Source organism: Streptomyces sp. NPDC025793 (assembly GCF_055558375.1).
This window is the reverse complement of the sequence record NZ_JBVHMR010000003.1, coordinates 426,927-443,593: the sequence shown is the minus strand read 5'-3', so window position 1 is coordinate 443,593 and position 16,667 is coordinate 426,927. Positions and strand designations below refer to the sequence as shown.

At 72.6% G+C, this 16,667-nt stretch carries 16 protein-coding genes; 8 read left to right on the top strand and 8 right to left on the bottom strand.

The genetic code is table 11. The annotated features are described in order from the left end of the window. The first annotated feature begins 62 nt into the window (after window positions 1-62). A complete protein-coding gene (locus ACZ4MF_RS09520) occupies window positions 63-1,469 on the top strand; it encodes a M1 family metallopeptidase (RefSeq protein WP_467491352.1) in 1,407 nt (468 codons plus the stop codon). Between the two features lie 44 nt (window positions 1,470-1,513). On the opposite strand, the gene ACZ4MF_RS09515 is transcribed toward ACZ4MF_RS09520, so the two are convergent. Together ACZ4MF_RS09515 and ACZ4MF_RS09510 are read right to left on the bottom strand one after the other, a co-directional pair. Beyond that, window positions 1,514-2,032, bottom strand: coding sequence for a GNAT family N-acetyltransferase (locus ACZ4MF_RS09515; RefSeq protein ID WP_467491350.1), 519 nt, complete (start codon window positions 2,030-2,032; stop codon window positions 1,514-1,516). A 132-nt stretch (window positions 2,033-2,164) separates the two neighbouring features. Further along, entirely contained in the window at window positions 2,165-2,740 is a 576-nt protein-coding gene (locus ACZ4MF_RS09510) for a TerD family protein (protein WP_467491348.1), read from the bottom strand. 169 nt (window positions 2,741-2,909) lie between these two features. On the opposite strand from ACZ4MF_RS09510, the gene arfB reads away from it, so the two are divergent. Both arfB and ACZ4MF_RS09500 read left to right on the top strand, forming a co-directional pair. Then, the gene (gene arfB, locus ACZ4MF_RS09505; RefSeq protein ID WP_356020305.1) at window positions 2,910-3,347 is read left to right on the top strand and encodes an alternative ribosome rescue aminoacyl-tRNA hydrolase ArfB; all 438 of its coding nucleotides are present in this window, start codon (window positions 2,910-2,912) and stop codon (window positions 3,345-3,347) included. 76 nt (window positions 3,348-3,423) lie between these two features. Further along, on the top strand, window positions 3,424-4,314 hold the full coding sequence (locus ACZ4MF_RS09500) for a sigma-70 family RNA polymerase sigma factor (protein WP_467491346.1): 891 nt from the start codon (window positions 3,424-3,426) through the stop codon (window positions 4,312-4,314). A gap of 260 nt (window positions 4,315-4,574) precedes the next feature. Here ACZ4MF_RS09500 and ACZ4MF_RS09495 read toward each other — a convergent pair whose 3' ends face one another. After that, window positions 4,575-5,147 (bottom strand): flavin reductase family protein, encoded by a 573-nt coding sequence (locus ACZ4MF_RS09495; RefSeq protein WP_467491344.1) that lies wholly within the window; start codon window positions 5,145-5,147, stop codon window positions 4,575-4,577. 308 nt (window positions 5,148-5,455) lie between these two features. Here ACZ4MF_RS09495 and cdgB point away from each other — a divergent pair, with 308 nt between their 5' ends. Together cdgB and ACZ4MF_RS09485 are read left to right on the top strand one after the other, a co-directional pair. Further along, window positions 5,456-7,126 (top strand): diguanylate cyclase CdgB, encoded by a 1,671-nt coding sequence (gene cdgB, locus ACZ4MF_RS09490; RefSeq protein WP_402062604.1) that lies wholly within the window; start codon window positions 5,456-5,458, stop codon window positions 7,124-7,126. A 118-nt stretch (window positions 7,127-7,244) separates the two neighbouring features. Further along, window positions 7,245-8,171, top strand: a complete 927-nt coding sequence (locus tag ACZ4MF_RS09485; RefSeq protein WP_467491341.1) for a CBM35 domain-containing protein — start codon at window positions 7,245-7,247, stop codon at window positions 8,169-8,171. Between the two features lie 44 nt (window positions 8,172-8,215). On the opposite strand, the gene ACZ4MF_RS09480 is transcribed toward ACZ4MF_RS09485, so the two are convergent. The 3 genes from ACZ4MF_RS09480 to ACZ4MF_RS09470 all read right to left on the bottom strand — a co-directional run bounded on the left by ACZ4MF_RS09480 (window position 8,216) and on the right by ACZ4MF_RS09470 (window position 11,359). Beyond that, window positions 8,216-9,133, bottom strand: a complete 918-nt coding sequence (locus tag ACZ4MF_RS09480) for a 1-phosphofructokinase family hexose kinase (RefSeq protein WP_467491339.1) — start codon at window positions 9,131-9,133, stop codon at window positions 8,216-8,218. Between the two features lie 133 nt (window positions 9,134-9,266). Beyond that, window positions 9,267-10,412 (bottom strand): N-acetylglucosamine-6-phosphate deacetylase, encoded by a 1,146-nt coding sequence (nagA, locus tag ACZ4MF_RS09475; RefSeq protein ID WP_467491337.1) that lies wholly within the window; start codon window positions 10,410-10,412, stop codon window positions 9,267-9,269. Beyond that, window positions 10,412-11,359, bottom strand: coding sequence for an ROK family protein (locus ACZ4MF_RS09470; protein WP_467491575.1), 948 nt, complete (start codon window positions 11,357-11,359; stop codon window positions 10,412-10,414). Before ACZ4MF_RS09470 ends, nagA begins: the two co-directional genes overlap by 1 nt. Window positions 11,360-11,512: 153 nt before the next feature. On the opposite strand from ACZ4MF_RS09470, the gene ACZ4MF_RS09465 reads away from it, so the two are divergent. The 3 genes from ACZ4MF_RS09465 to otsB all read left to right on the top strand — a co-directional run bounded on the left by ACZ4MF_RS09465 (window position 11,513) and on the right by otsB (window position 14,180). Further along, window positions 11,513-12,766 carry an extracellular solute-binding protein gene (locus ACZ4MF_RS09465; RefSeq protein ID WP_467491335.1) on the top strand — a complete coding sequence of 418 codons (1,254 nt, stop codon included), beginning with the start codon at window positions 11,513-11,515 and terminating at the stop codon, window positions 12,764-12,766. A gap of 16 nt (window positions 12,767-12,782) precedes the next feature. Further along, window positions 12,783-13,007: a DUF3263 domain-containing protein gene (locus tag ACZ4MF_RS09460; protein WP_356020285.1), complete on the top strand. Its 225-nt coding sequence runs from the start codon at window positions 12,783-12,785 to the stop codon at window positions 13,005-13,007. 324 nt (window positions 13,008-13,331) lie between these two features. Next, window positions 13,332-14,180: a trehalose-phosphatase gene (otsB, locus tag ACZ4MF_RS09455; protein ID WP_467491333.1), complete on the top strand. Its 849-nt coding sequence runs from the start codon at window positions 13,332-13,334 to the stop codon at window positions 14,178-14,180. On the opposite strand, the gene ACZ4MF_RS09450 is transcribed toward otsB, so the two are convergent. Next, on the bottom strand, window positions 14,168-15,607 hold the full coding sequence (locus tag ACZ4MF_RS09450) for an alpha,alpha-trehalose-phosphate synthase (UDP-forming) (RefSeq protein WP_376287640.1): 1,440 nt from the start codon (window positions 15,605-15,607) through the stop codon (window positions 14,168-14,170). The two genes, otsB and ACZ4MF_RS09450, sit on opposite strands and share 13 nt — an antisense overlap. Before the next feature lie 82 nt (window positions 15,608-15,689). Then, the gene (locus ACZ4MF_RS09445; protein ID WP_467491574.1) at window positions 15,690-16,634 is read right to left on the bottom strand and encodes a glucosyl-3-phosphoglycerate synthase; all 945 of its coding nucleotides are present in this window, start codon (window positions 16,632-16,634) and stop codon (window positions 15,690-15,692) included. Window positions 16,635-16,667: the final 33 nt, after the last annotated feature.

Genomic DNA, 16,667 nt, shown 5'->3' with positions numbered 1-16,667 from the left:
CCCTGCCCGGCCCTTAATTTCGGATCCCATAAGTAAGACCGGTGCCCCATAGGATCGCTGCCGTGCCCCGTTCCGTACGCCTCGCCGTGGCCGTCCCGGCCGCCGCGGCCCTGCTCACCTTCAGCCTGGCTCTTACCGGAACGGCGGCCGAAGGCGGTGTGCACGGCACCCCGGGCAGCCCGGGTGTGCACGATCCGTACTTCCCGCAGGCCGGCAACGGCGGCTACCACGTGGAGCACTACGCCCTCACCCTCGACTACAGCCCCTCCGGCCACCGCCTCACCGGTACGGCGGTCATCACCGCCCGCGCCCTCCAGGACCTGTCCGCCTTCGACCTCGACCTCGTCGGACTGCACGTCGACTCGGTCACCGTCGAGGGCAGGAAGGCCCCCTTCGGCCGGTCCGGGCAGGAGCTGACCGTCCGCCCGCACACCGACCTGAACGCGGGCGAGACGTTCCGCACGACCGTGCGCTACTCGGGCGTCCCGCGCACCCTCACCGACCCCGACGGCTCCAAGGAGGGCTGGCTGCTCACCGCCGACGGCGCTCTCGGCCTCGGCGAGCCCGTCGGCTCCATGGCCTGGTTCCCCGGCAACCACCACCCCTCCGACAAGGCGGCCTACGACATCACCGTCACCGTCCCGAAGGGCCTCCAGGCCGTCTCCAACGGCGAGTTGGCAGGCCAGAGCACCCGGGGCGGCCGCACGTCGTACCACTGGCACACCGCCCAGCCCATGGCGAGCTATCTGGCCACGGTCGCCGTCGGCCACTTCACCCTCACCCGCACCACCGGCCCGCACGGGCTGCCGATCCTCACCGCCGTCGCCCCGGACCAGGCGAAGGACAGCGCGGACGTGATCGCGCGGCTGCCCGGCATAGTCAAGTGGGAGGAGGACACCTTCGGGCCGTTCCCCTTCTCCTCCGTCGGCGCGATCGTCGCCGGGGAGGGCGACGCCGGATACGCCCTGGAGACCCAGAACCGGCCGACCTTCCCCGGCGCCCCGGACACCGGGACGGTCGTGCACGAACTGGCCCATCAGTGGTACGGCGACTCGGTCACTCCGAAGTCCTGGCAGGACATGTGGCTCAACGAGGGCTTCGCCACCTACGCCCAGTGGCTGTGGCAGGAGGATCACGACGGCGACTCGGCCCAGAAGATCTTCACCGACCTCTACGACGGCGACGACGACAGTATCTGGGCCTATCCGCCCGCGAAGCCGTCCGGCGCCGCCCACATCTCCGACAGCCCCGTGTACGAGCGCGGCGCGATGGTCCTGCACAAGATCCGCCAGAAGGTCGGCGACAAGGGCTTCTTCGCCCTCCTGCGCAGCTGGCCCGCCTCCCACCGGTACGGCAGCGCCGACACCGCCGACTTCACCGCGTACGTGGAGAAGCAGTTCCCCGGCACGGACTTCACCGGGATCTGGAAGGACTGGCTGTACGGCAACGGCAAACCGGCCCACCCCTGACGCCCGCCGCTCCGGTGCTCGACTGCCTCCGGGGCCCGACTGCCTCAGGGGTGGAGCGCCTTGCGCAGGACGGTACAGGGGCGGCCGTGGGCGCGGTCTGCGCGGTCGGCGAGGTGGACGTAGCCGAGAGCGGTCCAGAAGGCCAGGCCCCTCGGGTTGGCGGCCAGGACGGCGAGGCGTACGGCCGTGCGGCCCTGGGCGCGGAAGCGTTCCTCCACGGCGGTCGCGAGGGCGCGGCCGTGGCCCCTGCCCTGTGCGTCCGCGTGCACCATCAGCAGGCCGATCCACGGGTCCGGATCGGAAGGGTCGGGATGGCGGGCGAGCGTGACCGCGATGCCGACGAGGCGTTCGCCGGCGGCGATGCGTGCCGTCAGCGCCTCGGCGCCCGGCGTGGCCAGTTCCTCGGCGAGCACGGCCGCGACCTGGTCCGGGCGGACGTCGTCCGGGTCGGGGAAGTCGCCGCTGATCCGGTGGAAGGCCCGGTTGGACGCGAACAGCCCGGTCAGCTCGGCCAGCAGCGGGGCCGGCAACTCCCGGTCGGAAGGCAGAGGTTCGAGGAGCATCCGGGGAATCTACCGCCGGAACCCACCGTTCGGCGGGCACGCCGCCCCCGGTACGGCTCCCGGTTCGGCGGGGCCCCGCGCCGCGGCCGTGTGCGCCGTGGCTCGGGGCCCCGCTCGGCGGTGCCGCGTCCGTCAGACGTTGACGCCGAAGTCCTGGGCGATGCCGACCAGGCCCGAGGCGTAGCCCTGGCCCACCGCGCGGAACTTCCACTCCGCGCCGTTGCGGTACAGCTCGCCGAAGACCATGGCCGTCTCGGTGGCGGCGTCCTCGGAGAGGTCGTAGCGCGCGATCTCGGCGCTGCCGGCCTGGTTCACGATGCGGATGTACGCGTTGCGGACCTGGCCGAAGTTCTGGCCGCGGTTCTCCGCGTCGTAGATGGAGACCGGGAAGACGACCTTGTCGATGTCGGCCGGGAGCGCGGCCAGGTTGACGTTGATGGCCTCGTCGTCGCCCTCGCCCTGGCCGGTGGTGTTGTCACCGGTGTGGACGATCGAGTTGTCCGGCGTCTGCTTGTTGTTGAAGAAGACGAAGTGGGCGTCCGAGTAGACCTTGCCCTGTGCGTTGACCGCGATGGCGGAGGCGTCCAGGTCGAAGTCCGTGCCGGTGGTGGTGCGGACGTCCCAGCCGAGGCCCACGGTGACGGCGGTCAGGCCCGGAGCCTCCTTGGTGAGCGAGACGTTGCCACCCTTGGACAGGCTTACAGCCATTCTTGGGAGTCCCTTCCTTTGGTTCGGTACGGCGGAAAAGGTACAGCTACCCGTATCAACGCCGAGGGAGCCCGGGAAGGTTCCAGCCCGCTTTACTTTCTTTACTTCCCGTCCCCGGTTCCACCGCCCCGGGTATTTCGGGTGACGTGGACGGGCCGGTCGCGCGACCATGGTGGGCATGTCCGGTCCCTACCTCATCCGTGGCTCCGTCTCCCTTCCCGAGGCCGAGCTGATGTGGCGTTTCTCCAGGTCGTCGGGGCCCGGCGGACAGCACGTCAACACCAGTGACTCGCAGGTGGAGCTGCGCTTCGACCTCGCGCGCACCGAGGCACTGCCCCCGGTGTGGAAGGAGCGGGCGTTGCAGCGGCTGGCCGGCCGGCTCGTCGACGGAGTCGTCACCGTCCGCTCCTCCGAGCACCGCTCCCAGTGGCGCAACCGCGAGGCCGCCGCCGTACGCCTCGCCGCGCTCCTCGCGGAGGCCAGTGCGCCCCCGCCCAAGCCCCGCAGACCGACCCGCATCCCGCGCGGTATCAACGAACGACGGCTGCGGGAGAAGAAGCAGCGCGCGGACACCAAGCGCGGCCGCTCGGGCCGGGACTGGAGCTGAGTCCGTCACACTTCCGGGCCGCCGTACGTCAGGGTCGTGAAGACCCTGTAAGGCGACGGAGAGGCCGGCACCACCGATGAGCGAGCGCGACGCGCACCAGCACCAGGACGACATCGGCGGCAACGGCGGCCTCGACGCCCTCGCCGATCGGTTCGAGGCGTACCGGGGGCATCTGCGGGCCGTGGCCTTCCGGATGCTGGGCTCGGCCGCGGAGGCCGAGGACGCGGTGCAGGAGACCTGGTTCCGGCTCAGCCGGTCCGACACGAGCGAGGTGGCCAACCTCGGGGGCTGGCTGACGACCGTCGTCGGCCGGGTCTGCCTCGACCTGCTCCGCTCCCGCCGCACCCGGGGCGAGCAGCCCCTGGACACCTGGGAACCGGTGGCCTCCGCCGCACAGGACCCCGCACGGGACGCCCTGCTGGCCGACTCGGTCGGCTCGGCCCTGCTGGTTGTTCTTGATCAGCTCAACCCGGCCGAACGGCTGGCGTTCGTGCTGCACGACCTGTTCGGGGTGCCGTTCGAGGAGGTCGGCGGCATCCTCGGGCGCACCCCGGCCGCCGCGCGGCAGCTGGCCAGCCGGGGCCGGCGCCGGGTGCGGGGCGCGGACGCGCCGGAGACCGACCTGGTACGGCAGCGTGCGGTGGTCGACGCCTTTCTGGCGGCGGCGCGGGACGGCGACTTCGAGGGGCTGCTGGCCGTCCTCGACCCGGACGTCCTGGCCCGTGGCGAGGCCGGTACGACCATCGGCGCGACCGGGGTGGCCTCCGGCGCGAAGAGCTTCGCCCGCCTGGCCGTCGAGTCCCGTCCGGCCCTGGTCGACGGCGCCACGGGCCTGGTCCGCTACGTCGACGACCGTCTGGAGCGCGCGCTGACCTTCACCTTCGTCGCCGACCGCATCGCCACGATCGACGTCGTCACGGACCCGACCCGCCTCGCGGAGCTGACGATCGAACCGGCAGAGGCATGACGGCCCGCGGCTCCGCCGTCATCCGGCGGGGGTGTGACGGCTGTCGGCTCTGTGACTGTCCGGCGGGGGCGTGACGGCCGTTGCCCCCGCCGCCATCCGGCGGGGGCGTGACAGCTGTCGGCTCTGCCACCATCCGGCGGGGACGTGACGGCCCGCGGCTCTGTGACCAACCGGCCGGTTACCTGACAGCCCGCGGGGTCGCCGCCCCCTGCCCGGCAATGGTGGCTCCGCCGCTCCCTGCCCGACGGTCGGGGCCGGGCTCAGCCCAACTGCCGGTACCGGCCCCGGAAGTGCAGCAGCGGCCCGCCCTCGGCGCTCGGCACCTGTGCCGTGAGCACGCGGCCGATGACGAGGGTGTGGTCCCCGGCGCTCACCCGCTGCTCGGTGCGGCACTCCAGCGTGGCCAGCGCGCCGCCCACCAGGGGCGCGCCGGTCACCTCGCCGCGGTCGTAAGGGATGTCCGCGAAGAGCAGCCGGTCGCTGATGCGGCCCTTCATCGCGAAGCGCCCGGCGATGTGCCGCTGGCTCTCGGTGAGCACCGACACCGCCCACAGGGGCTGTTCGGCCAGCAGGCCGTCCATCCGGGAGCCCTCGCGCAGGCTGACGAGGACGAGCGGCGGGTCGAGGGAGACCGACAGGAAGGCGGTGGCGGTCATGCCGACGTCCTCCACGCCCGGCGCGCCCGGGTCGTCCGGGTCGAGCGGCGGTTCCTGCGCGGTCACCAGGACCACGCCCGCGGCCAGCCGGGACATCGCGGCCCGGAACTCGTCGTTGCTCACCCCCTCAGCATGCCCGGAAGCGGTGAGGGTGGCGGGAGAGGCAGTCTTCAGCACGCCTGGAACGCTAGTCTCCGCCCTGCACGGGCCACATCGGGCCTCCGCCCGAGCCGGGTCCTAGGACCAGGGGACGACCATGCGGCACCTATGGGCATCATCTGCGCACGCCCGCAAAGCTTGCGTTCAGTATTCGCACGTGCCAAATGCAGAAACTCCACTCAATTGTTCACGTTCACCTGTGACTTGAGTCACAAGGGGCAAGAATTGTTGACCCTGTGTACCGAGTGAGCAGCGCGCTGTGATTCAGTGGCGTGGAAGCTGAGACAACCCTTGGTTCGCTGCGACGTCGCGGGGGGAGGGCGAGCATGGAGACTGAGTCGGAGCCGTATGTCCGTCTCGCGTCCCTGCGGCAGCTGCACCAGGTCATGGCCGACATGAACACGGCGCGCAGCCTGGCGGACACCTTGCAGACGGTCGCCGACGGCGTCGTACAGGCCCTCGGGTACGAGCTGGCGTGCGTGAACCTCGTGCGCCAGGACGGCGACCTCGTCGTCGCCGCCCTCGCCGGGAACTCCGCCGCCGAGGCCCTGATCACCGGCCGGGTCGGCTCCCGCGAGTCCTGGGACCGCCGGCTGCACATGGGCGAGCGCTGGGGCGACCTGATCTTCATACCGCACACCGAGGGCTGGGTGCTGGACGACGACGACGTCCCCCAGTGGTACACGGACGGCCCCGCCCCCCGCTTCGAGGACGAGTGGCACCCCTCGGACCGCCTCTTCGCCCCCATGTACACACCGGGCGTGCAGGGCGGCTCCTGCGGCGAGCTGCTCGGCGTCCTGTCCGTCGACCGGCCGCGCAACGGCCGCCACCCGGGCGCCTGGGGCCGCGAGGCGCTGCAGATGTACGCCTTCCAGGCGGCCATCGCCATCAGCAACGCCCGGCTGCGCGCCAACATGCAGCGCGCCCTGGTCCGCCTGGAGCGCGAGCAGCAGGCCCTGCGCGCAAGCGAGGAATCCTTCCGGCAGGCCTTCGAGTACGCCCCCTCCGGCATGGCCATCGCCGAGATGGGCGGCGACCAGCACGGCCGCATCCTGCGCACCAACGACGCCCTGTGCCGCCTGCTGGGCCGCCCCGCCTCCGCGATGCGCCGCTACTCCTTCTCCGACCTCGTCCACCCCGAGGACATCGGCACGCTGCTGCGGACCTCCGCCGAGGGCGGCCGCGCGGAGCTGCGCCTCGGCCGCCGCGACGGCACGTACGTCTGGGTCTCCCTGCGCAACTCCGTCGTCGCCGACGCCGCCGACGGCCCCCGCTTCCTCCTCACCCATGTCGAGGACATAGAGGAGCGCAAGCGCCGCGAGCTGCAGCTCGCCCACCGCGCCTCGCACGACTCGCTGACCGGCCTGCCGAACTCCGCCGAGCTGCGCTCGCGCCTGTCGGCCCGCCTCTGTCATCGTCCCTCCCAGCCCGGCGACCTGGAATCCCTGGACGCGGCCTACGGCCTCCCCGTCTTCGACGCCCCGGGCAGCCACGGCGGCAGCCACGGCGGTTTCGACTTCCGGCCGGGCACGGAGGGCTACGACGCCTTCGACCACCACGTGCACACGGTCGCGCCCGAGGAGGGCCGCGACGACGGCACCAAGGGCCTCGCGGTGCTCTTCTGCGACCTCGACGGCTTCAAGTCGATCAACGACCGTTTCGGCCACAACGCCGGCGACGCGGTCCTCATCGAGGTCGCCCGGCGCCTCACCCGCGGTGTCCGGGACGGCGACACGGTCGCCCGCCTCGGCGGCGACGAGTTCGTGATCCTCGCCGACGGCCTCGGCCGGGCCGACGCCCAGGACCTCGCCGTACGGCTGCGCAACGAGATCATCCAGCCGATCCGGGCCGAAGGCCGGGCCATGCGGGTGGGCGCGAGTTTCGGCATCGGGTGGGCACACTGCGGCATGACCGCGGACGAAGTGTTGAAGTCAGCCGACGAGCGGATGTACGTAGAGAAACGATCTCGTCCCAAACAGCACCGACGCGCGGGATGATCCGCAGGTCAGCGAGTTGATGCGGTTCGAGTCACCCGTTTGGCTCAGTGAGAGCGGGTAGGCTCGCTCATCCATGCCCCCTATCGCATCCGCCCGCACCTGCTGAGGAGTACCAGGGATGACGCCCGGCGACAACGGCGCGAGCACGCCCGAGGAAGACGACCCCTTCGGCTATCTGTACGCCGACGGCCAGGCCAGAGGAGCCCAGCCGCCGTCCGGCGGTTACGGCTACCCGAACTCGGTCAGCAGGGTGCGTGCCGTCGGCGAGCGCCAGTACGGCCAGCAGCAGCCGCCCGCCTACGGCCAGGTGCCGCAGCAGGGCGGCTACGGCCAGCCGAACACCCACTACCAGGCCCCGGAGACCCTCCCGGGCGGCCCCGCCTCCACCACCCGCACCCCCCAGCCGGCCCCGCCGCGCCGCGGCCCCAACACCAAGGGTCTGCTGATCGGCGCCATCGCGGTCGTCGCGGCGGTCGTCATCGGCATCAGTGTGGCGATGCTGAACGGCAACTCCTCGGACAACAAGGCGGGCGGCGGCGCCTCCGGCGCGCCGTCCGCCTCGCAGAGCTCCCAGCCCAGCCAGTCGGCGAGCAGCAGCGCGTCGGGGGACCTGCCGAAGACCGACGCGAAGGACCTCCAACTGGGCGGCGGCGCGTCCCCGGCCTCGGCCGTCAAGGGGGCGTCAGCGGCCGGCGGGACCTATGTGGCGGGCTTCAACCAGGTCGGATCCTCGGTCACCTGGACCGTCAACGGCATCCCCGATGCCGGCAAATACAGCGTCTACATCGGTTACAGCGTTCCCGGCAAGGACGCCACCGCCACCCTCACGGTCAACGGGACGGCTTCCGATTCGCCGGTCGGCCTGAAGAACTGGTCGCACGGCGCGGCGGGCAGCTACGACAAGGGCTGGACGAAGACCTACAGCTATGTCCAGCTCAACAAGGGTTCGAACACCATCAAGCTCTCGTGCGAGCAGGGCGACCAGTGCGACGCCCTCATCGACCAGATGTGGCTGGTGAAGGGCTGGGTCAACTCCGGCGGCTGAGCCCCGAAGCGGTGTGGCGACCTCGGCAGCCGCCGAGGTCGCTTTCACGCCGCCGTCACCGACACCCGCGCCAGGAGTTTCTCGTAGGCCGCGTGGTCGAACTCGCCCGCCGCAGCCGCCCGTACCGTCGCCGCCGACAGCGCGACCGCGCGGGCGAGGCGGTCCGGCCAGGGGAGTTGGTCGATGAGCCCCGACAGCAGGCCCGCCACCGCCGAGTCGCCGGCACCGGTGGGGTTGCCGTGTTCGGGGTCGGGCGGGACCGCGTGCCAGCGGCCCTCCGGGGTGACGGCCAGGAGGCCCCGCGGGCCGAGGGAGGCGACGACCGCGTGGGCGCCGCGCCGGCGGGCGTCCTGGGTGGCGCGCAACGGCTCGTGGGAGCCGGTCAGTTCGGCCAGTTCGTCGGCGTTCGGTTTGACGATGTCGGGGCGGGCGGCGACTGCCCGGCGCAGCGGCTCGCCGCTGGTGTCCAGCAGCACCGGTACACCGTGGGAGCGGGCCCCGCGCACGAGGTTCGCGTAGGCGCCGACCGGCACGCCCGGCGGCAGGCTGCCGCACAGGGCCACCGCCGCGGCGCCGGGCAGCAACTCCTCGTAGCGGTCGAGGAAGGTGCCCCATTCGGTGGGGCTGATCTGGGGGCCCGGCTCGTTCAACTGGGTCGTGTCGCCCGACAGTCCGTCCACGACGGCGATCGTGCGCCGCGTCGCCCCGGCGGCCGGGAGCAGCGCGTCCGTCAGGCGGGGAACGGCGGAGAGCCGCTCGCGCACGGCCTGCCCGGTGCCGCCGCCCGCGAAGCCCGTGACCGTCACCTCGTGCCCCAGCGCGGCCAGCACCCGGGCCACGTTCACGCCCTTGCCGCCCGGCCGCTCGATGACCTCCGAGACCCGGTGCGAGGCGTGCGGCCGCAGTGACCGGACGCGATAGGTCAGGTCGAGAGCGGTGTTCAGCGTGACCGTGAGGATCACCCGGGCCGCCTCCCTCGAAGTTCCCCGCGCCTGTCGTCGCGCCCGTCATCGTCTGCCGGGGCCCGATCATGCCAAAGAGTCGGCGGCCGGCCCAGTCAGGAGTCGGCCGCCGTTCGGGGAAAAGACGGGCAGATCACGCCAGTTGGGGCGGTACCACCACCCATTCGCCGCGCCGCATCACACCCTTGAGGGCGAAGTCCGCGTCGAACACGACCAGGTCCGCGTCCTTGCCGGGCTCCAGCGAGCCGATGCGGTCGGACAGGCCGAGCAGCCGGGCCGGGTTGACGGACAGGGCCGTCACCGCGTCCTCGACGGACAGCCGGTCGATCGTCACCGCCCGCTGGAACGCGCGGTCCAGGGTCAGCGTGGAGCCCGCGATCGAACCGCCGTGCACCAGCCGGGCCACGCCCTCGCTGACCTCGACCTCCAGCGGGCCGAGCAGGTAGCGGCCGTCCCCGGCGCCGGCCGCGTCCATCGCGTCCGTGATGAAGGCGACACGGGAGGCGCCCGCGTGGTGGAAGGCCAGCTCCAGGGCGGCGGGGTGGAGGTGCGTGCCGTCGTTGATCAGCTCGACCGTGACCCGCTCGTCCTCCAGCAGGGCCGTGATCGGGCCGGGGGAGCGGTGGCCGACCGGGGGCATCGCGTTGAAGAGGTGGGTGGCGACCGTGGCGCCCGCGTCGATCGCCTCGACCGTCTGCTCGTACGTCGCGTCCGTGTGTCCGACGGCCGCGATCACGCCGTGCTCGGCGAGCAGCCGCACGGAGTCGACGCCGCCGGGCAGTTCGGTGGCGAGGGTGACCATCTTCGCCTTGCCGCGTGCCGCGTCGATCAGCTTGCGGACCTCGGCCGGGTCCGGGTCGCGCAGCAGCTCCTCGGAGTGCGCGCCCTTGCGGCACGGCGAGATGAACGGCCCCTCGAAGTGGATGCCGGCGATCTCGCCCTGCTCGGCCAGCTCGCTCAGCAGCCCGGCCTGCGTCGCCAGGAGGTCCATCTCGTCGGTGACGGTGGAGGCCACCAGGGTGGTGGTGCCGTGGGTGCGGTGGGCGTGGACGGCCTTGAGGATGTCCTCGGCCGTGCCGGAGAAGGAGGCTCCGCCGCCGCCGTGGTTGTGGATGTCCACGAAGCCGGGGAGGACCCAGTGGCCGGTGAGGTCGACGGCCCGGGCGCTCTCGGCGGCCGTCGCCGTGATCTTCGTGCCCTCCACGGACACGCGCCCGTCGTCCACCACTCCGCCGGGCAGCACCACCCGAGCACCTGTGAGAACCAAGCTGGGAGCCATCAGGCGCCTACCTCCGGAGTCGTAGAAGTGGTGGTGGTGAGCAGGTCGCGGGCCAGCAGGCCCGCGCCCAGGCAGCCCGCCGTGTCGCCGAGGGCGGCGGGGACGACGGCCGGCAGTCTCTGGAAGGTGACCCGGCGCCGGACGGCGTCGCGCAGCGGTGAGAACAACACTTCCCCCGCCTCGGCCAGACCGCCACCGATGATCAGCGTGCCCGGGTCCAGCAGGGTGAGCGCGGTGACCAGGCCGTCGGCCAGGGCGTCCACCGCCCGCCGCCAGACCCGGACGGCGTTCGGGTCGCCGGACGCGACGGCCTTCGCGCAGTCGGCCGCGTCCGCGTCCGGGTCCCCGCAGGCCGCCGCCCAGGCCTCGCTGACGGCGGACGCGGAGGCGTACCGCTCCAGGCAGCCGTGCTGCCCGCAGGGGCAGGGGGTGCCGGAGGGCCGTACGACGATGTGGCCGATCTCGCCGGCGAAGCCGTGCGCGCCCGCCTCGACCCGGCCGTCGATGCCGATGGCGCCCGCGATCCCGGTGCCGAGCGGCACGAACAGGAACCGGTCGGCGCCCTTGCCCGCGCCGATCCGGCCCTCGGCGAGCCCGCCGGTGCGCACGTCGTGCCCGAGGGCGACGGGGATGCCGAGCCGCTCGGCGAGCAGGGCACGCAGGGGTACGTCGCGCCAGCCGAGGTTGGCGGCGTAGGCGGCGATGCCGCGCTCCTCGTCGACGATGCCGGGGACCGCGATGCCGGCGGCGCGCGCGGGGGTGCCGTAGTGCTCGACGCCGTACGCGCGCAGTTCGGCGGCGAAGTCGAGGATCGTCGCCACCACCGCGTCCGGTCCGCGCTCGCGGCCGGTGGCGCGGCGGGCGCGGTGGAGCAGCTCGCCGTCGTCGCCGACGAGGGCGGCCTTCATCCCGGTACCGCCCACGTCGAGGGCGATGACATGTCTCACCACGGTCCTAGTGTGGCCCTCGTACCCGCGAGAGGTCTAGTCCACTCACGTGGTGTAGACCTTATGTGTCCATATATTGAACGGTCAGACGGCAGGGTTGGGGCGTTGAGGGTGCGTCGGGGTACGGCAGGAACGGTCGCGGTAGTGTCTGCCATGGGCATGACAGTGCTCCTGGGGGGCTGCGGGAGCACGGGTTCGTCAGGCGTGACCCTGAGACTCGTCGCCGCCGACTACGGAGACTCCCCCGCGAACAGCTCCAAGAAGTACTGGGACAGCGTTGTCCAGGCGTACGAGGCCCAGCACTCCGGGGTGAAGGTCGAGGTCAGCGTCTACTCCTGGAACGACGTCGACGCCAAGGTGAAGGCGATGGTGGCCGACGGCCACGCTCCCGACCTCGCCCAGATCGGCGCCTACGCCGACTACGCCGCCGCCGGCAAGCTCTACCCGGCCTCCGACCTGCTCTCCATCCGCACGCAGGCCGACTTCCTCTCCCAGCTCTCCGACGCGGGGCAGTGGAACCACACGCAGTACGGCATCCCCTTCGGGGCCTCCACGCGCGTGCTCTTCTACAACAAGACCCTCTTCGCCAAGGCCGGCATCACCACCCCGCCCACCACCTGGGACGAACTGGCCTCGGACGCCAAGGCGCTCAAGGACAAGGGCGTGACGTACCCGGTCGCGCTGCCGCTCGGGCCCGAGGAGGCCCAGGCGGAGACGATGCAGTGGCTGCTGAGCGGGTCCGGCTCCGAGAACGGCGGCAACGGCTACACCGACGACGTCGGCACCTACACCATCGACTCCGCGCAGAACGTGGACACCTTCACCTGGCTCAAGGACGACCTGGTCGGCAAGGGTCTGACCGGGCCGGTCCCGCCCGGCAGGCTCAACCGCGCGGACGCCTTCGCCGCGTTCGCGAACGGCCAGGTCGGCATGCTCAACGGGCACCCCACGCTGATCCAGCAGGCACAGCAGAAGGGTGTGCAGTTCGGGATGGTGCCGATGCCGGGGCGCACCGGTAGGCCGCGGGCCGCGATGGGCGTGGCCGACTGGATGATGGCGTTCAAGCAGAACGGCCACCGCGACCGGATAGGCGACTTCCTGAACTTCGTGTACAGCGAGAAGAACGTCCTGGCCTTCTCCCGCGACTACGGGCTGCTGCCGGTCACGGGCTCCGCCTCGACGGCGATGAGCGAGTCGGACGCCGCCCCCGACAAGGCCCTGCACCCCTTCCTGGAGCAACTGCCCACCTCCGAGCTGTACCCGGTCGGCAAGACGTCCTGGGCGGCGGTCGCCGCGGCCGTGAAGCAGAACATCGGCCAGGCCGTCGCCCCCAACGGCGACCCCTCCGGCGTCCTCACCCGGCTCCAGGCGACGGCCACGGCGGCGGACAGCAGCGCCAGGAACTGAGCGCTACGGTGACTCCATGGAACTGGGCACCCGGGAAAAGTCGATCCTCGCCCTGGAGCGCCGGAGCTTCGCCGGCCCCGGCGCGAAGGAACGGGCCATCCGCGAGGAACTCGACCTGGCCCCGGTCCGCTACTACCAACTCCTGAACGCCCTCCTGGACGACGAGCGCGCCCTGGCCCACGACCCGGTGACGGTCAACCGCCTGCGCCGAGTCCGCGACCAGCACCGCTCGTCCCGCTGACTCTGCCCACCCTCCCCCACGCTCGGCTGCGCTCGCGCGGGGGACCCCCGTCCCGACTCGGTCGGCCGAGAGGTGAGGGACGGGGAGCGCCCCCGAAGGGACGCGGGGCCGTGTCTGACATGCGGTACGCCGCGTGGGCGCGACCGGCCACGACGGACCCGTGGTCGCGTGCGGTCCCGGCAGGCTCGGCGGGTGGGCGAGGCGGGGTGCCTCTCCGGCCGACCGAGTCGGGTGGGCGAGGCGGGGTTCAGGGGCGGAGCCCCTGGCGGGGTCTGGGGCGGAGTCCCAGGAGTGAGGGCGGGCCGAGCTGGATAGTGTCGGTCCATGGACCCTCTGCCGACCCCGCAGACCCAGCTCGGCCGGGACGGACTCGCCGCTCTGCTCGCGAAGCCGCGCACCGCGATCGTCGGTCTCGACTTCGACGGCACCCTCGCCCCCATCGTCGCCGACCCCGAGCAGGCCCGCGCCCACCCCGACGCCGTACCGGCCCTCGCCCGGCTCGCCCCCAAGGTCGCCTCCATCGCCGTGATCACCGGCCGCCCCGCCGGCGTCGCCGTCCGCTACGGCGGCTTCGCCGGTGTCCCGGGACTGGACCACCTCACCGTCCTCGGCCACTACGGCGCCGAACGCTGGGACGCCGTCACCGGCACGGTCACCGCCCCCGCCCCGCACCCCGGCGTCGCCGCCGTCCGCGCCGAGCTGCCCGGCGTCCTGGACCGCGCCGGCGCCTGGCCCGGCACCTGGATCGAGGAGAAGGGGCGGGCCGTCGCCGTGCACACCCGCCGCGCCGCCGACCCGGAGTCCGCCTTCGAGGCCCTGCGTGCCCCCCTCACCGACCTCGCCGCCCGCCACGGCCTGGTCGTCGAACCCGGCCGCCTGGTCCTGGAACTGCGCCCGCCCGGCATGGACAAGGGCGTCGCCCTCGCCGAGCACGTCCGCAGGACCGGCGCCGGCCCGGTCCTCTACGCCGGCGACGACCTCGGCGACCTGCCCGCCTACGCCACCGTCGAACGCCTCCGCGCCGACGGCGTCCCCGGCCTCCTGGTGTGCAGCGGCAGCACGGAGGTCACGGAACTGGCGGAGCGGGCCGACATGGTCGTCGACGGCCCCGCCGGTGTCGTACACCTGCTGCGCGCCCTCGCCGATCAGCTGGGCGCCGATCAGCCGGGCTGAAGCTCCTCCAGCGCCCGCAGCTGGTCCATGAACCACTGGGCCGGAGGCAGCGCGGTGGCCGCCGCCGCCAGTCGCTTGGCGCGCTCCGCCCGCTCCTCCGGCCGCAGCGACAGCGCCTCGTGCAGGGCGCGCGCGGTCTCCAGCACGTCGTAGGGGTTCACCGTGAACGCGTCCGCGCGCAGCTCCTCGTACGCCCCGGCCTCCCGCGACAGCACCAGCGCGCAGCCCTCCTCGGAGAGCACCGGCACCTCCTTGGCGACCAGGTTCATGCCGTCCCGGATGGGGTTGACCAGAGCCACGTCGGCGAGGCGGTACGCGGCCAGCGAGCGCGCGAAGTCGTCCTTGACGTGGAGTACGACCGGGGTCCAACCGGGCGTCCCGTAGCGGGAGTTGATGTCGTCCGCGACCCGCCGCACCTCGGCCGTGTAGTCCCGGTACACCGCGAGGTCCTGCCGGGACGGGTACGCGAACGCCACGTGGACGACGTTCTCGCGCCACTCGGGGTGGTCGTCCAGCAGCTGCCGGTAGGCCAGCAGCCCGCGCACGATGTTCTTGGACAGCTCGGTGCGGTCGACGCGCACGATGGTCCTGCGCCCCGCGCCGATCTCCGCCCGCAGCGCGGCCATCCGTTCGGTCACGTCCGGCCGGTGCGCCCGCTCGCGCAGGAAGTCCGCGTCCGCGCCGAGCCCGTGCACCCCGATCGCCGTACCCGAGAGGCTGTCCGGACCCAGCACCGCCGTGCAGCACGCCGTGAACGCGTCCGCCCAGCGCCGGGTCAGGAAGGCCGTCCGGTCCGCGCCCAGCATGCCGTGCAGCAGCGCGGCGGCGATGTCGTCGGGCAGCAGGCGGAAGTAGTCCGGCGGCGCCCAGGGAGTGTGCGAGAAGTGGCCGATGCGCAGGTCGGGGCGGAGCGCGCGGAGCATGCCGGGCGCGAGGCACAGGTGGTAGTCCTGCACCAGCACGGCCGCCCCCTCGGCGGCCTCCTCGGCCAGCGCCTCGGCGAACGCGCGGTTGTAGGCCTCGTACGACGCCCACTGCCGGTGGAACTCCGCGTCGAAGACCGGTTCCAGCGGGGTCTGGTACAGCATGTGGTGGACGAACCAGAGCACGGAGTTCGCGATGCCGTTGTACGCGTCGGCGTGCACGGCCGGGTCGACGTCCAGCATCCGCACCCGCTGCCCGCCGGTGTCCTCGGCCGGCAGCAGCCCGCCGCCCGCCCGCCGTACGGCCTCCCGGTCGCCGTCGCCGAGCGCCGCGCACACCCATACGGCGCGGGCGTCCGGGCCGATGGCCGACAGCCCCGAGACCAGCCCCCCGCCGCCCCGCCTGGCCCGCAGCGAACCGCCCTCGCCGTCCGCGTCGAGCGTGTACGAAACCGGGCCGCGATTGGACGCGACCAACACCTCGGCACCGTGCGTGGAAGCCATGGTCCTCAACCTAGCCCGGCCCGGAAACGCTCAAACGTACGGCCACGTCCGACGCCCCGCCCGTATACGAAGTCCGGCGAAGTCACGCCACCCGGCGCTCGGCGTACTCCGCGATCTCCGTCATCGGCGGCCGTTCCTCCGTGTCCACGGAGTACGTCCGTGGCGCGAAGCCGTCCTCGTCCCGCTCGAACTGGGTCAGGGCGGGGCGGATCAGATGGCCGCGGGCCAGCCGGAGCTGGGCGGTGCGGTAGATCGCGGCGGCCATCCGGCCGAGCGCCTGCCCGTCCTGGTGCCGGTGCTTGCGGACCCCGACGTCCACCTGGGCGAGGGCGTCCAGGCCCACCAGGTGCAGCGCGTCCACCAGCATGCCCAGCTCCACGCCGTAGCCGACGGGGAAGGGGAGCTGTTCCAGCAGGCTGCGCCGGGCCGCGTACTCGCCGCCCAGCGGCTGCACGAAGCCGGCCAACTGCGGCCAGTGCATGTTGAGCAGTGGGCGGGCCATCAGCTCGGTGACCCGGCCGCCCTGCCCGGCGGCACCGGCGAGCGGGCGGTCGTACATGGCCTTCACCAGCGAGATCCCGGGGTCGGTGAGGAGCGGGCCGACGATGCCGGAGACGAAGTCGGCGGAGAACTCGCGCAGGTCCGCGTCGACGAAGCAGATGATGTCGCCGCGGGTCACGAGGAGCGAGCGCCACAGGACCTCGCCCTTGCCGGGAACGGGCGGGATGCGCGGCAGGATCGCGTCACGGTGGACGACCCGGGCGCCCGCGGCGGCGGCGACCTCGGAGGTGCGGTCGGTGGAGCCGGAGTCGACGACGACGAGCTCGTCGACGAGCGGGACCCGCTCCATCAGCTCGCGGCGGATGACCGCGACGATGTCGCCGACGGTCTCCTCCTCGTCGAGCGCGGGCAGCACGACGCTGATCGTCTGTCCCGTGCGCTGCTTGGCGGCCAGTATCCGCTGGAGCGGGCGATCGGTCACGGACCAGGAGCGGGTGGCCAGCCAGCGCTCTACTTCTTCCAGCACGCTCTGCGGCTCCTCACTGTTCGTGATCACAGG

Bases quoted from the DNA above. Each gene is read 5' to 3' on its own strand.
- ACZ4MF_RS09515 (WP_467491350.1), bottom strand. From the start codon at position 2,032: ATGCTCCTCGAACCTCTGCCTTCCGACCGGGAGTTGCCGGCCCCGCTG.
- ACZ4MF_RS09510 (WP_467491348.1), bottom strand. From the start codon at position 2,740: ATGGCTGTAAGCCTGTCCAAGGGTGGCAACGTCTCGCTCACCAAGGAG.
- arfB (WP_356020305.1), top strand. From the start codon at position 2,910: ATGGTGGGCATGTCCGGTCCCTACCTCATCCGTGGCTCCGTCTCCCTT.
- ACZ4MF_RS09500 (WP_467491346.1), top strand. From the start codon at position 3,424: ATGAGCGAGCGCGACGCGCACCAGCACCAGGACGACATCGGCGGCAAC.
- cdgB (WP_402062604.1), top strand. From the start codon at position 5,456: ATGGAGACTGAGTCGGAGCCGTATGTCCGTCTCGCGTCCCTGCGGCAG.
- ACZ4MF_RS09485 (WP_467491341.1), top strand. From the start codon at position 7,245: ATGACGCCCGGCGACAACGGCGCGAGCACGCCCGAGGAAGACGACCCC.
- nagA (WP_467491337.1), bottom strand. From the start codon at position 10,412: ATGGCTCCCAGCTTGGTTCTCACAGGTGCTCGGGTGGTGCTGCCCGGC.
- ACZ4MF_RS09465 (WP_467491335.1), top strand. From the start codon at position 11,513: ATGGGCATGACAGTGCTCCTGGGGGGCTGCGGGAGCACGGGTTCGTCA.
- ACZ4MF_RS09460 (WP_356020285.1), top strand. From the start codon at position 12,783: ATGGAACTGGGCACCCGGGAAAAGTCGATCCTCGCCCTGGAGCGCCGG.
- otsB (WP_467491333.1), top strand. From the start codon at position 13,332: ATGGACCCTCTGCCGACCCCGCAGACCCAGCTCGGCCGGGACGGACTC.
- ACZ4MF_RS09450 (WP_376287640.1), bottom strand. From the start codon at position 15,607: ATGGCTTCCACGCACGGTGCCGAGGTGTTGGTCGCGTCCAATCGCGGC.